The organism is Rhodococcus sp. T2V, assembly GCF_029269925.1.
Lineage (GTDB): Bacteria > Actinomycetota > Actinomycetes > Mycobacteriales > Mycobacteriaceae > Rhodococcus_F > Rhodococcus_F koreensis.
Map to the genome: position 1 here is coordinate 55194 of NZ_JARJBD010000015.1, position 13736 is coordinate 68929.

At 68.0% G+C, this 13736-nt stretch carries 12 protein-coding genes; 3 read left to right on the forward strand and 9 right to left on the reverse strand.

From position 1 onward, the window contains the following. Positions 1-38: 38 nt before the first annotated feature. Genes P3H15_RS15255 through P3H15_RS15270 form a run of 4 tightly spaced genes read right to left on the reverse strand, consistent with a single transcriptional unit; the run spans position 39 to position 3937 of the window. Positions 39-1388: an MFS transporter gene (locus P3H15_RS15255; protein WP_276138012.1), complete on the reverse strand. Its 1350-nt coding sequence runs from the start codon at positions 1386-1388 to the stop codon at positions 39-41. Beyond that, positions 1385-2428, reverse strand: coding sequence for a biotin-dependent carboxyltransferase family protein (locus P3H15_RS15260; RefSeq protein ID WP_276138013.1), 1044 nt, complete (start codon positions 2426-2428; stop codon positions 1385-1387). The genes P3H15_RS15255 and P3H15_RS15260 overlap by 4 nt, the downstream gene beginning before the upstream one ends. Continuing rightward, positions 2421-3143 carry an allophanate hydrolase subunit 1 gene (locus tag P3H15_RS15265; protein ID WP_276138014.1) on the reverse strand — a complete coding sequence of 241 codons (723 nt, stop codon included), beginning with the start codon at positions 3141-3143 and terminating at the stop codon, positions 2421-2423. The genes P3H15_RS15260 and P3H15_RS15265 overlap by 8 nt, the downstream gene beginning before the upstream one ends. After that, positions 3131-3937 (reverse strand): LamB/YcsF family protein, encoded by an 807-nt coding sequence (locus P3H15_RS15270; RefSeq protein ID WP_276138015.1) that lies wholly within the window; start codon positions 3935-3937, stop codon positions 3131-3133. The genes P3H15_RS15265 and P3H15_RS15270 overlap by 13 nt, the downstream gene beginning before the upstream one ends. 282 nt (positions 3938-4219) lie before the next feature. Between P3H15_RS15270 and nac the strand changes: the two genes are divergently transcribed. Further along, the gene (gene nac, locus P3H15_RS15275) at positions 4220-5137 is read left to right on the forward strand and encodes a nitrogen assimilation transcriptional regulator NAC (RefSeq protein WP_276138016.1); all 918 of its coding nucleotides are present in this window, start codon (positions 4220-4222) and stop codon (positions 5135-5137) included. On the opposite strand, the gene P3H15_RS15280 is transcribed toward nac, so the two are convergent. The 5 genes from P3H15_RS15280 to P3H15_RS15300 form a co-directional block, all read right to left on the reverse strand. Further along, the gene (locus P3H15_RS15280; protein WP_276138017.1) at positions 5131-6057 is read right to left on the reverse strand and encodes a D-isomer specific 2-hydroxyacid dehydrogenase family protein; all 927 of its coding nucleotides are present in this window, start codon (positions 6055-6057) and stop codon (positions 5131-5133) included. The genes nac and P3H15_RS15280 overlap by 7 nt on opposite strands. Positions 6058-6086: 29 nt before the next feature. After that, positions 6087-6860: an SDR family oxidoreductase gene (locus tag P3H15_RS15285; RefSeq protein ID WP_276138018.1), complete on the reverse strand. Its 774-nt coding sequence runs from the start codon at positions 6858-6860 to the stop codon at positions 6087-6089. Beyond that, positions 6857-7390: a gluconokinase gene (locus P3H15_RS15290; RefSeq protein ID WP_276138019.1), complete on the reverse strand. Its 534-nt coding sequence runs from the start codon at positions 7388-7390 to the stop codon at positions 6857-6859. The genes P3H15_RS15285 and P3H15_RS15290 overlap by 4 nt, the downstream gene beginning before the upstream one ends. Positions 7391-7516: 126 nt before the next feature. Then, positions 7517-9739 (reverse strand): thiamine pyrophosphate-dependent enzyme, encoded by a 2223-nt coding sequence (locus P3H15_RS15295; RefSeq protein WP_276138020.1) that lies wholly within the window; start codon positions 9737-9739, stop codon positions 7517-7519. A 322-nt stretch (positions 9740-10061) separates the two neighbouring features. Next, on the reverse strand, positions 10062-10985 hold the full coding sequence (locus tag P3H15_RS15300) for a LysR family transcriptional regulator (RefSeq protein ID WP_276138021.1): 924 nt from the start codon (positions 10983-10985) through the stop codon (positions 10062-10064). A gap of 100 nt (positions 10986-11085) precedes the next feature. Between P3H15_RS15300 and P3H15_RS15305 the strand changes: the two genes are divergently transcribed. Next, the gene (locus tag P3H15_RS15305) at positions 11086-12237 is read left to right on the forward strand and encodes a Glu/Leu/Phe/Val dehydrogenase (RefSeq protein WP_276138022.1); all 1152 of its coding nucleotides are present in this window, start codon (positions 11086-11088) and stop codon (positions 12235-12237) included. A gap of 35 nt (positions 12238-12272) precedes the next feature. Beyond that, the gene (locus P3H15_RS15310) at positions 12273-13667 is read left to right on the forward strand and encodes a VOC family protein (protein WP_276138023.1); all 1395 of its coding nucleotides are present in this window, start codon (positions 12273-12275) and stop codon (positions 13665-13667) included. Positions 13668-13736 lie beyond the last annotated feature (69 nt).

Genomic DNA, 13736 nt, shown 5'->3' on the forward strand with positions numbered 1-13736 from the left:
CGAGTGGTCAGGAGACCACCGGGCCGAGTCTGGATCCGTCAGAGCGTGTCACGGAGCGGCACGTGCGCCCGGTCGGTGACGGTGCTGACGGCGATGAGGGTTCCCAGTGCGGTGACGACGGCGTAGACCGCGGGGACGTAGATCCCGAACTGCGGGATCAGCCAGGTCATCAGCAGGGGCGCGGTGCCGCCGAACACTGCCGAGGAGATGTTGTAGCCCAGCCCGTACGCCGAGTACCGCACCCGGGTGGGGAAGAGTTCGACGATGAGGATGTGGATGACGGCGGTGTGGCCGGCGAAGATCACGGCCATCACGCAGGCTCCGAGCACCGCGAGCGCGAAGTTGCCGGTCGCGATCAGGGCGTAACAGGGGATGGCGCCGACGGCCATGGCGATCGCCGCACCGGCGATGACCTTCTTGCGGCCGACCCGGTCGGAGAGTGCGCCCATGAAGGGAATGGCGAAGCAGATCGCCACCAGGCTCGCCGCGGTCACGAGCAGGGCGGTGCCGGTGGAGAAGCCGATGTTCTCGCCCTTGAGGAACGTCGGCATGTAGGAGAAGAGCACGTAATAGCCGGAGCCGTTCATCAACGGGATGAACAGCGCGAGCAGCATCGCCTTGCGGTGTTCGGGAGTCGCGAACGCTTCCTTCAGCGGGTTGCGGGACAGTCCGCCTTCGGACTTGAGCTTCTCGAAGTTCGGGGTGTCACTGATCGCCCGACGGATGTACCAGCCGATGACGCCCATCGGGATCGCGACGAGGAACGGGACGCGCCACGCCCAGCTCGCCGGTCCGCCGCCCTCGATCGCGGCCTCGTTGAGCCAGGGCGACATCGCGAACGCGACCAGCGTGCCGGTGAGCAGGGCCAGGAACGACGCGATCTGTGCGTAGCTGGTGATCAGTCCGCGCTTGCCCTCCGGTGCGTGCTCGGCGAGGAAGGTCATGGCGCCCGCCGCCTCACCGCCGACGGAGAATCCCTGCAGGATGCGCAGGAGAATCAACAGCGCGGGCGCGGCGACGCCGATCGCGGCGTATGTCGGGAGAACACCGATGCCCGCGGTGGCGACGCTGATCAGCATGATCACGAAGACGAGCATCTTCTGCCTGCCGATCCTGTCACCCAGGATGCCGCAGACGACCGCGCCGAGCGGTCGCACGAAGAACGAGATCGCGTAACCGGCGAAGACGAGCATCAGCGCGTCGCTCGACTTGGAGACGTCGAAGAAGACGATGGCCAGGGCGGTCGCCATGAAGGCGAAGATGCCGTTGTCGTAGAGCTCGACGAAGATGCCCACGCACCCTGCGAGAACGACCTTGCGTAGCTGGCGGGGTTGCACCTCGTGTTCGGGCGTGTGCCCGGCCGTGTCGGGTGAGATCGCGTTGGTCATGCTGACTCCATCTGGGCTACAGAGTGGTGCTGGGCGGATGTCGTTTCTGTGTGGGTGGGGATCCGAAGACTGGCGAATGCGCTCGCCACGCGGGACCGCAGCAGCGCGATCGAGCGTCGCTGGCTCCGGTAACCGTCCACGGCTTCGGGGACGCTCACCTTTCGGAACCGCACCTCCTGGCCGGGGCGCGCCTGGCCGAGCTGTGACAGTGCGGTGGCGGTCACCACCGCGAGCACCGGATATCCGGCGGTCACTCCCCGGCCCCGATGCAGGACGAGGATCTCGTTGCCTGCGGGAACCTCGACGGCGCCGATCGGTACCCCGCGGGAGAGCACTTCCGTCGACCGGTCCCGCCGGGGAACGTCGCTCCCCGGATCGGTCGGCGTCAGGCGGAGACCGATGTGGTTCGTATCGGCACCGATGACGAAGGGGGTGTCGAACAACCGGGCGGCGGACGCGCCGAACTCGTGCACGTCGGGACCGTCGGTCACGTCGATGGTCCAGCGTCCGGTGAAGGACGCGGGCTCGGCGCCGAGCCGGAACAGCGGGACCCGGAAGTACGGGTGGTCGATCGGCGGTCCGTCGACGTCGATGGCGACGGACTCGCCGACCGTCAGTTGCCGGCCGAAACCGAGAACCGAGTCGGGGGCGCAGCTGCCGAGCAGGGACGGCGCGGAGATCGCGCCGTGCACCGCGAGGTATACGCGGAGCCCGTCGTGGATTCCGCGGACGGTGAGTTCTTCGCCCGCGGTCCAGACGAACGGCTCCCACTGGGGGCGGGTGACACCCCCGACCTGGACCTCCGCCGGTGCGCCGGTCACCGCGACGAGCAGGTCGACGCTCGCGACGGCGCCGAAGTCCATCGCCACCATTTCGAGCAGCGGCGCGGTGCGGTGACTCCCGACCAGGGCGTTCGCCACGTCGGCGCTGTACTGGTCGGAGGCTCCCCCGGTCATCTGCCCGAACCGGGAGCCCCGGAGACGTCCGAGATCCTGGATCGAGGTGAGCCCCGGTGTCGTGACGGTGATCGTCTCAGCCATGCCGGACCCCCTCGTACACCGGCCACTCGGCCGCGATGATCGGCACGAAGCGGAACGTGTCGCCGGGCCGGAAGTCGGACAGCGGTTCCGTCGACGGATCGACGATCGTCAGGGGCGTGCGGCCGATCACCGGCCAGCCGCCGGGCGCCGGGCGCGCCGAGATGACGGCCTGCCTGCCCGCGACCGCCACCGCGCCTGCCGGAACGTGCGGCCGCGGAATGGTGCGACGGGGAACGGGCTGCGGGAACGCGGGGCCGTCGAGCATGGGGGCGCCGCCCGGGGACCCGAAGCAGCGCATGGTCAGCGGGTGGGCGCTGTGCAGGCGGATCACCTCGGCCGGGGAGAGTGCGAGGTGTGCCGCCACGTCGTCGAGGTCGGGTCCGAATTCTCCTCCGTAGACGACCGGGATCTCGAACTGTCGCGAACCGCGCGTCGCGGGTTGCACCGGAAGCTCGATCAGCCGTTCGACCAGAGCGCGGATGGCGTCATGCGTCGTTGCAGCACAGTCGAATTCGACCAGCAGTGAGTCGTAGGTGGGGATGATGCCGGTGACCGCGACGTCGTCGCCGCGGGCGTCGAGCGCGGCGGCGACCGTGTGGACGGCCTGCCAGCGCTCCTCCGCATCGGGGGACAGCGACGTCAGGCGGACCGCGGAGTCCCCGCAGTCCGCGAGGACGAAGTCGCGGTGCGGCCGGATGCACGTCACGCCGGACACGATGCGGACTCCTTCTCGGCCCTGGCCTCGAGGACCTCGGTGACGGGGGCGACGACGACGCCCGCGCGCAGCAGTGCCTCCCGGATCGCTCGTGCGTTGCCCACCGCGTCGGCGCCGTCGCCGTGCAGCAGCACCGTGTCTGCCTCGATCGGGATGCGCGTGCCGTCGACGGCGTCGACGACCCCTTCGGTCACCATCCGCACCGTGCGCGACACCAGCGCGTCCCGGTCGTGGATCACGGCGCCGGCCTCGGACCGCGGCACCAGGGTGCCGTCCGCCCGATACGCACGGTCGACGATGGCGACGATGGCCACCCGGAGCCCCCGCGCCCGGGCGTGGTCGGCGAGTTCCCCGTCCTGGGCGAGCACGATGAGCCGCGGGTCGAACGCCTCCACCGCATCGACGACGGCGCACGCGTAGTCGGCGCGGGTCGCGACGAGGTTTCCCAACCGACCGTGCGGTGCGATGTGCGCGAGCGAGGTGCCGTGGGCCGTCGCGAAGGCGTGCAGTGCGCCGAGTTGGTACAGAACGTCCGTGCGGACCTCGTCGGCGGTGAGGTCCATCGCGCGCCGGCCGAACCCTGCGAGATCGGGGAAGCTGGGGTGTGCGCCGATGCCGATTCCGCGGGCGACGCACCCTCGGACCGTCGCATCCATGGTCCTGGGGTCGCCGGCGTGAAAGCCGCACGCGACGTTGGCGGACGTCAGCACGTCGAGCAGTGCGTCGTCGTCGCCCATCGTCCAAGCGCCGAAGCTCTCGCCGAGGTCGGCGACGAGATCGATCTTGACAGTCACGGTGCCTCCAAGGGGGGCCTGCAGTGGAACCGCGGGTGCCGTTCCAGTGAACTTTCGATGTAAACGGACGCTACGCAGGTTCCGGTTCAGGCGGTTAATACCTGTTTTACGTGAGGCGATAACGAACGTCTATGGTGTTTGAACAGCGACGATGCACAGACGGAAGAATCGGGCCCCACACTTGGCTACAGCGGTGTTTCCGCCCGGCAACCTTCTCGAAACCGCGGCGTGCTCGCGTCGCCGCATCGTCAGAAAGGCAGATCGCTCGTGGATACCCGACGCTTGTTCTCATTCGTCCGCATCGTCGACGCCGGATCCATCACGCGGGCGGCGGACATACTGCACATCGCGCAGCCGGCGCTCAGCCAGCAGATGACGGCGTTGGAGACGCACTTCGGTCAGCAACTGCTGATCCGCAGCAAGCAGGGAGTGGAACCCACCGACGCCGGGCGCGCGCTGTACCGGCACGCCCAGGTGATCCTGCGGCAGGTGGAGAGCGCCCAGGCCGAGGTGAGCGTCGTCGGCCGGGAACTGGCGGGCGGTGTCTCCGTCGGACTCGCGCCGTACAGCACCGTCAGCTCCATCGCGCTGCCGCTGCTCACCGCGGTGCGGTCGCGCTACCCCAGCATCCTTCTGCACATCAACGAGAATTTCGGCGGTGTGCTGAGCGAGGCCATGATGACGGGCCGGATGGACATGGCCCTGTTGTACGACGCCGGGCCGATCAAGGGCGTCAACTTCGAGCGTCTACTCACCGAGGAACTGATGGTCGTCGCCCCGGCGGGCACCGGACTGCCCGGCGACACCGGGACGGCCGTCGCCATCAAGGACCTCGTCGATCTGCCACTGCTGCTGCCGGGCCCGATGCACACGATCCGCAAGGTGGTGGAGCAGGCGTACGAGCACGCCTTCGAGCACGCGCGGGTGGTCGGCGAGGTGGAATCGGTGACGCTGATGGCGCAGGCCGTCCGAAACGGACTGGGCGCGACGGTATTACCGTTCTCGGTGGCACGCCGGATCATGAACGTGGAGAACCTGGAACTCCGCCGCATCGAACCGTCGATCGAAGTCCAGGTCTCCCTCGGAACACCCGCCAATCAGCCGCTGTCCGGACCGGCGGAGGCGGTGCGCGAGGTGCTGCGCAGTGTCGTGTCCAACTACATCAGGACCAGTTCGGAAGCCGAACGCGGCCCTCAGTAACCCCGGGCGGGATCGATCGGCGCCAGCAGGGGCGCGCCCGCGGCGAAGCGTTCGACGTTGGTCGCGACGTGATCGGCGAGCAACCCGGTCAGTCCGGTCGCGGGGTTCGCGACGTGCGGGGTGATGATCGCATTCGGCAGGGTCCAGAGCGGATGCCCGTCGGGCAGCGGTTCGGGGTCGGTGACGTCGAGTGCGGCGCCGCCGATCGACCCGGCGCGCAGCGCGCGGACCAGACCCTCGGTGTCGATGAGGGAACCGCGCGCCACGTTGACGATCCACGCCGTCGATTTCATCTGGGCGAGCGCGGCCTCGTCGACGAGGTGAGCGGTGGCCGACGTCGCCGGTGCGGCGATGACGAAATGATCTGCTCTGGACCAGATTTCCGAGGTCCGGTCGGCCGGCAGCGTCTCGGACGCGCCCGGGACCGGGGTGCCCGAGCGAGTGACCGCCAGCACGTCCGCACCGAACGCGGCGAGCAGCGGGATCATCGCACGACCGATGCCGCCGCAGCCGACGATGGCGACCGTCGCCCCGCGCAGCGTGCCCACCTGGGGGTCGAACTCGGCCTTGCGCCACGACGTCGCGCGCACCTGCTCGGTGAGGGCCCGAACCCCGGCCAGGAGCAGCAGGACGCCGTGTTCCGCGACGTTGCCGGCGTAGGCGCCGGCCGCGGACGTCCAGGCCCGGTCGGTGTCGACGATGCCCGCGGAGATCCAGGGCTCCACTCCCGCCGAGGGCAGCTGCACCCAGCGCACGGAGTCCGGCAGTTCCGCCGGAAACGTGTCGGGGCCCTGCGCCCAGACGACGGCCTCGGCGTCGTCGAGCGGGGCGAGTACGCCGCCGCCCCTCTCGATCCCCCGCATCAGGGCTGCGTCGGGGTGCGGTCCGAGGTGGATGCGGGGCGTTGCGGTGTTCGGCATCTTCGTCTTTCGAGTCGGTCGGGTGGGGATCAGACTACGGCGGTCAGTCCGCCGTCGACATACAGGATCTGGCCGTTCACGAAGTCCGACGCCGGCGAGGAGAGGAAGAGCAGTGCACCCACGAGTTCGTCCGTGCGTCCCCACCGTCCCGCGGGCGTGCGTTTCGTGAGCCACGCGCTGAACTCGGCGTCGTTCACCAGCGCCTCGGTGAGCTGGGTGTCGAAGTAGCCGGGCGCGATGGCGTTGGTCTGCAGTCCCAATGGCGCCCAGTCGGCGCACATTCCGCGGGTGAGCATCTTCAGCCCGCCCTTGCTGGCGGCGTACGGCGCGATGCCCGCCCGGCCGAGTTCACTCTGCACGGAGCAGATGTTGACGATCTTGCCGTGCCCGCGTTCGACCATCGCCCGCGCGAACTCGCGGCCGACGAAGAAGGCGCTGCTCAGATTGGTGTCGAGAACACGACGGAAGTCGTCGTCGCCGAATTCGAGCAGGGGGCTGCGGTGCTGGACGCCGGTGTTGTTGACGACGATCTCGACGGGGCCGATCTCGTTCTCGACCCGCTTCGCGGCGGCGGCGACCTCCTCCGGGGCGGTCACGTCGAAGGCGCAGGTGTGGACCGTCGCGCCGGTGTGTTTCACGATCTCGTCGCGACTGCGTTCCAGGGCTTCCGCGTCGCGTCCGTTGAGCACGACCTCCGCGCCCGCCTCGGCGAGTCCGTTGGCGAGTGCGAATCCGATTCCCCGGCTCGACCCCGTGACGAGCGCGATCTTGCCCTCGACGTCGAAACTCCGATGCGAACTCACTGTGTGGCGACCTTTCGTTCAGTGTGCAGGTAGTCGACGGCGGCGCGGGCGATCAGGTGCGGCGCCGGAGCGACGTCCAGTGCGATGCCGAACTCGTCGGCGTCGAGCGGTTCGAGGAGCGCGAACTGGGAATCGAGCAGTGCGGGCGGCATGAAGTGCCCGCTCCGTGCCTGCATCCGGCCGCGGATCACCTGCTGGTCTCCCGTGAGGTGCACGAACAGCACCGGGTCGGAGACGTCGCCGAGGATCGTCCGATAGCGGCGGCGCAGCGCCGAGCACGCCACCACACCGCGGCGCCCCTGCCCGGACAGCTCCTGCAGCCGGTCCCGGACGACGCCGAGCCACGGGGCCCGGTCGTCGTCGGTCAGCGGGATCCCGGCGGCCATCTTCGCGACGTTCGACGGCGGGTGCAGGTCATCGGCGTCGAGGAACCGGTGGCCGGTCAGTGCGGAAAGTTGCTGCGCGACTGTCGTCTTCCCGCAGCCGGTCACCCCCATCACCACGATGTGGGGTAGCTGATCGCCACTCATGAAAAGTTCCTGTCCGCCGTGTGGAGAGATGCAGTTCGAACATGCCCGACCGCACGACGGCTTGGCAATGGCGGAGGGGATACCGGTTGACGTTGCCGTCATACGGAAGCGCGAGGGATGCCGGTGCTAGCGGCTCACGAGTGCGACCGCCGCGGCCTCGATGGTGTCCTCGGACAGCAGCACCTCGAGCGCGGCGTCGCCGAGTGGGATGAAGCTGTTCTCGCTCGTCACCCTCGCGAGCGGCCCGGTGAAGCCCTCGTCGACCAGCGCGGCGACCACGCCCTCGGACACACCCCCCGACGTGCGGGTCTCGTCGACCACGAGCACCCGGCCGGTGGCGTGCGCCTCCCGGACGACATCCTGCACCGGCAGCGGTGCGAGCCAGCGCAGGTCCACCACCCGGGCGGCGATGTGCGCCCGCTCGAGCTTCCGCGCGACCCGCAGGCTCATCCGCAGGCCGTTGCCGTAGGTGACGATCGTCAGGTCGGTGCCGTCACCGTGGGTGCGGGCCGAGCCGATCGGAACGTGGTTCTCGGCCTGCGTCGCGGGGTCCGGGTACGGTGCCAGCCACAGCCCGTCGCCGTCGTCGTACAGATCCCTGATGTGGTACAGCGCGATCGGTTCCAGGAACACGCACACCGCGCCCGCGGTCCGCGCCGCCGCCACACAGGTGTGCAGCATGGCCGCGGCGTCTTCGGGGCGGGACGGCGACGCCACCACCACGCCGGGGATGTCGCGCAGTGCGGCGACGGCGTTGTCGTTGTGGAAGTGCCCGCCGAAGCCCTTCTGATACCCGTATCCGGCGATCCGCACCACCATCGGATTGCGGTATTGCCGGTCGGAGAAGAACTGCAGCGTCGCACCCTCCCCGCGGATCTGGTCGGCCGCATTGTGCAGATACGCCAGGTACTGGATCTCCGGGATGGGCAGCAACCCGGACACCCCCGCACCCAACGCAAGACCCAGGATCGCCTGCTCGTCGAGCAGGGTGTCGAACACGCGCGCCGATCCGGCCTTCTTCATCAGGCCCCGGGTCACCCCGTACACCCCACCTTTTCGGGCCACGTCCTCACCGAACACCAGCGCCTCGGGGCAGCCGGCGAGCACATCGAGCAGGGCACGGTTGATCGACAGCGCGAGAGTCAGCCTGCCTTCCTCCTCCGGCAGCGGCGATCCGACGAACTCCGCGCGCTCGGCCGGGTCGACGCGCTCCGGCACCGCCCCGGCGGCCTGCTCGGCGGTGTCGGTGAGGGGCCTCATCACCGCCGCGGGACTGTCCAGTTGAGGTAGCTCGGCGACCTCCCGGGCGAGTCCGAGGACCTTCGCGCGTGTGTCCTCGTAGCGCGCGAGGATCTCGGTGGGGCCGCGGTGTCCGCCTTCGATCAGAAGTCTTGCGGTGCACAGCACCGGGTCCCGGTCGAAGTCCGCGGTGATCTCGGCGGACGTCCGGTACGCGGACTCGAGATCGGATCCGGCGTGACCCATCAACCGGACGGTCCGCAGGTGCAGGAACGCCGGCTTGCGGTGCACGCGCACCCAGTCGGCGGCACGCTTTGCGGTGGCGTACGCCGCCGGCAGGTCGGAACCGTCCGCCTCGAAGTACTCCAGACCCGCCCGCTCACCGAAATTCGCGGCGATCCACCCCGTCGGCGTCCTGGTGCTTATCCCGATCCCGTTGTCCTCGCAGACGAACAGCAACGGGAGCGGCAACCCCTGATAGGCCGAGTGGACGGCGGTGTTGATCGCGCCGACGGCGGTCGAGTGGTTCGCGGACGCGTCCCCGAAACTGCACACGGCCACCGCGTCGGCCGGCCACGGCGAGGGCACGTGGAGTTTGTGCGCCCGGGCGATCGAGAACGCGACACCGACCGCACGCGGCAGATGCGAAGCGACGGTGGAGGTCTGGGGAATGATGCCGAGATCGTGGCGGCCGAACACCTTGTGCCGACCACCCGAGATCGGCTCCTCCGTCGCCGCCACGACGCCGAGGAGGACGTCGCGGAGCGGATCACTGCCGTCCACCTGCTGCGCCCGCGCGAGGAAGAATCCACCGGAACGATAGTGCAGCAGAGCGGGATCGGTCGGACGCAGCGCGGCGGCGACGGCGGCATTGCCCTCGTGCCCGGAGGAACCGATCGTGTAGAAACCCTTACCCTGCGACCGCAACCACCGGGCCGCCAGATCGAGATGCCTGCTGCCGAGCTGAGCGTCGAAGAGGTCCAGAGTGGCCTGCACCGACAACGGGGACGGGGGCCGGATCGGATCCTCCGGACGGACCCCGGTGCTGCTTTTCCCGCGGACAAGCCCCGACACCACAGAGGTGAAGTAGTCGTCGATCTGTTCGGCCATCCCCCGATCATCCTGTGGCGCCGAGCGACGGGCAAGGGTCGCAGGATCAGAGTCTCGATGCCTCACCGTAAGGTCGACTGTTCCTCGCGGCAGGCCGTGACAGTCACCACGAAGAATACTGGGGTCGCGGTGCCCTGGCGGGCCCCGATGACGGCAGGCAAGCCCCGGGCCTGCTCTTTTTGTCATTAAGCAGAACTTGCCCTGAGGGTCACCAGGTCGGGCGCTCCAGCACTGTCAGTCGTCCGCCCGGTCGTGCATGGTTGATGCATCGGTGACCACGCGCAGGCTACGGGAAGGGATCACGGTGGATATCTCGAGACGTTCAAAGCACCGCCACGGTGATGTACCGACCCCAATCGTGCGTGGTCACCGTTTCCACGAAGGAGTCGACGACCACCGGTATCAGCGGGTTGCTGGGGTTCCGGCGGTGAACCAACGCGACCGTGCGGCGCGCCCAGGGAGAGTGCAGCGGCGCGATGGACACATTCGGGTGTTCGAGGATTCCCAGTCCGGGGACGATTGCCACTCCGAGCCCTGCACCGACGAATTCCGTGACGAGATCGTAGTATTCGGTTCGGAGGTTCAGCTCGGGGACGAATCCCATGTCCGCACAGATGCGGTACATCGTCAGCTCACCGGCGGTGCCGGCGCCGCTGGAGATCCACTGCAACGTGCTGGCGCGCTCGATGTCCGCGGCCTCACGAATCCCCTCATCGGAGGGGCTCAAGAATACCAGATCCTCTACAATCAAGGGCTTTTCGACTACTGCATCGGACCATCGTGGCTGCAGCGCCGCGTACTCGTAGGTGAACGCGATGTCGAGTTCGCCGGATTCGATCATGGGCACGGTGTCCTTCGGCTCCCCGATCCGAAGGGACACCTCCACTGCCGGATGGGTCTCCCGCAGGTTCGACAACGCCGACGGCAGTATGCGTACGCCCGCGGTCGGGAAGCATCCGACGCGGAGCCGACCGGTACGCCCGGTGGCGATCCCTCGCACGTCGGCGTCGAGTTCGTAGAGCTCGGCCAGAACTCCCCGTGCGCGTTCGGTCAGCATTCTCGCCATCTCGGTGACCTTGACCCCACGCGCCTCACGATCGAAAAGACGCATACCGGAAGCTCTTTCGAGCGCCTCCATTTGCTGCGACACCGCCGAGGCCGTGTATCCGAGCTCGCGAGCCGCCGCCGCGAACGATCCGGTCTCGGTCACCACTTGGAGTGTCCGCAGATGAACTGGGTTGAGCATGTCGCGTCATCCTTCGAGTCGAGAACAGACGTCCACGATATCGCCGTCGGCCGGAACCGGTCGACGGTCAAACACTACGCAGCACAGGAGCACACCGATCATGACCGACCTACTCTCTCAGATCGACGACTGGGGTCCCGAGAAGGTGGTGGTCGTTTCCGACCGCCGTTCGGGTATGAAAGGCGTGCTCGTCATCGACAACACGGCCCGCGGAATCGGTAAGGGCGGAACGCGGATGAGCCCTACCGTCACCGTCGGCGAGATCGCACGCCTCGCACGGGTGATGACGTGGAAATGGGCAGGTGTCGACATGTTCCACGGCGGGGCGAAAGCGGGAATCGCCGGTGATCCGAATGCAGCGAACAAGGAAGAGATCCTCCGGGCCTTTGCCCGCAAGCTGTCCAACGAAGTACCACGCGAGTACGTCCTCGGACTCGACATGGGGCTCACCGAGAACGACGCGGCCGTTTTCCAGGACGAACTCGGTGACCGAGGCGCGGCGGTCGGCAGCCCGCACGAACTCGGCGGTGTTCCCTACGATCAGCTGGGTGTGACCGGCTTCGGTGTCGCCGAGTCCGCTCAGGTCGCCGCGGAACGCCGGGGCATCGACCTCGGCAACGCACGGATCTCCATCCAGGGTTTCGGCGCTGTGGGTTCCGCCGCGGCCGAGCGCTTTGCCGCGTTCGGATCCACGGTCGTGGCCGTGTCGACGTCAGTGGGCGCCCTTCATGACCCGAATGGCCTCGATGTTGCTCTACTGCTGAAACTGAAGGCTGATTTCGGTGATCACCTGGTCGAGCGCTACCCGGGCGCGACCGTCCTGCCCGCAGGGCGTGAGATCTTCGTCGACTGTGACGTCCTGGTCCCTGCCGCCTTGCAGGACGTCATCGACGAACAGGCCGCCCGCGAGGTCAAGGCCACGCTGGTCGTCGAAGGCGCCAACTTGCCTGCCAGCCCGGAGGCGCTGAAGGTGTTTGCGCGCAACGACGTACTGGTCGTTCCGGATTTCGTCGCCAACGCCGGAGGAATCGTGGCGGCCGGTGTCGCCATGGAGGCCCGCTACTCCCCGTTCCGCCCGGAAGGTAAAGCCGTGCTCGACCTCGTCTCCCAGCGACTCCGGGCCAATACCAGCGAGGTCCTCGACGAGGTCGCGGCGCACTGCGCCCTGCCACACGATGCCGCTCGTCGTATCGCCCAGTCGCGGGTGCGTGCCGCGATGGTGGCGCGAGGTCAGATCCGCGCGAACGCATAACGCATAACAGGGACACCGATCGGAGCATGAGAAGTATGACCGTAATCCCCACATGGCAGCTGCGGGCGCGATTCGCGGCCGCTCTGTCCTCGATGTACGGCCGTGAGGTACCGGCCTATGCCACACTCGTCGACGTGTGCGAGGACATCAACACCGCCGTCGTCGCCGGACGCGACGACGCGGAGCGGCTTGGCGACATCGGCCGGGTGACGGCCGAGAGACACGGCGCGATCCGCGTGGGCACTCCCCGGGAACTCCGCGAGGTCGGCACGATCTTCGCCGGTTTCGGTATGCACCCCGTCGGGTTCTACGACCTGCGCGACGCAGCGCGGAGCGCAGTTCCGGTCGTCTCGACGGCCTTCCGGCCGATCGACGCCGACGAACTCGCACGCAACCCGTTTCGCGTGTTCACGTCGATGCTCGCGGTCGACGATCGCCGTTTCTTCTCCGAAGACCTGCAGATCCGGCTCGAGACGTTCCTCGGTCGACGCACTTTGTTCGGGGAGGAACTACTCACGATGGCCGAGCGTGCCGTCGCCGAACGCGGCCTTCCCTCCGCCGAGGCCGATACGTTCGTCCACTTGGCGACTTCCGCATTCGAGTTGTCGTCCGAGCCGACCGATCGTGCGTGGTACGCCGAACTGGAGCAGGTCTCGGCAGTGGCCGCCGACATCGGCGGAGTCACCCGAACCCACATCAATCACTTGACCCCGCGAGTCCTGGACATCGACGAGCTCTATACCCGGATGCAGCGACGCGGCCTGAAGATGATCGACCAGATCCAGGGCCCGCCGAGATGGAACGGCCCCGACGTTCTGCTCCGGCAAACCTCGTTCCGGGCCCTCGCCGAGCCCCGCAAGTTCCGTAAATCGAACGGAGAGGTCGTCGACGGCACACTGCGGGTGCGGTTCGGTGAGGTCGAGTCGCGCGGAATCGCGCTCACTCCCCGCGGCCGGGAACGGTACGACGCGCTGATGGCGGAGACGGATGCCGCCGCACGCAATGGTTCGACGTGGCAGGACGCCGGAAGGTCGGTGTGGGATGCCTCCGACTTCCCCACCACGGAAGCAGGTCTCGAGGAGGATGCGCTCGCGTATTTCACGTACCGCGTAGGCGACGCGCACTCCCCCTCCGGTGTGGCTGATCGCGATCCGGCCGCACTGGTTCGGTCGGGAACACTCGTGGCCACTCCGATCGTGTACGAGGACTTCCTTCCACGCAGCGCGGCCGGGATCTTCCAGTCAAACCTGTCCGGCAACGGCACGAAGGACACGACGAACACCGGTGCCGACTACACCATCGACTGGTTCGCAGGCGCTCTCGAACGGGAAGTGCACACCCCTGAGGCGCTGTATCGCGCGCAGCAGGACGCGTCACTGCGAGAATGTCTGACGCAGATCGGAAGGGAACACCGCGTCAACGTGCGCTAGTGGCGAGACGGCACCACTATCTGCCGGGACAGACGCACCGCACATTCGAGAGGCCACTGTGATCATGAC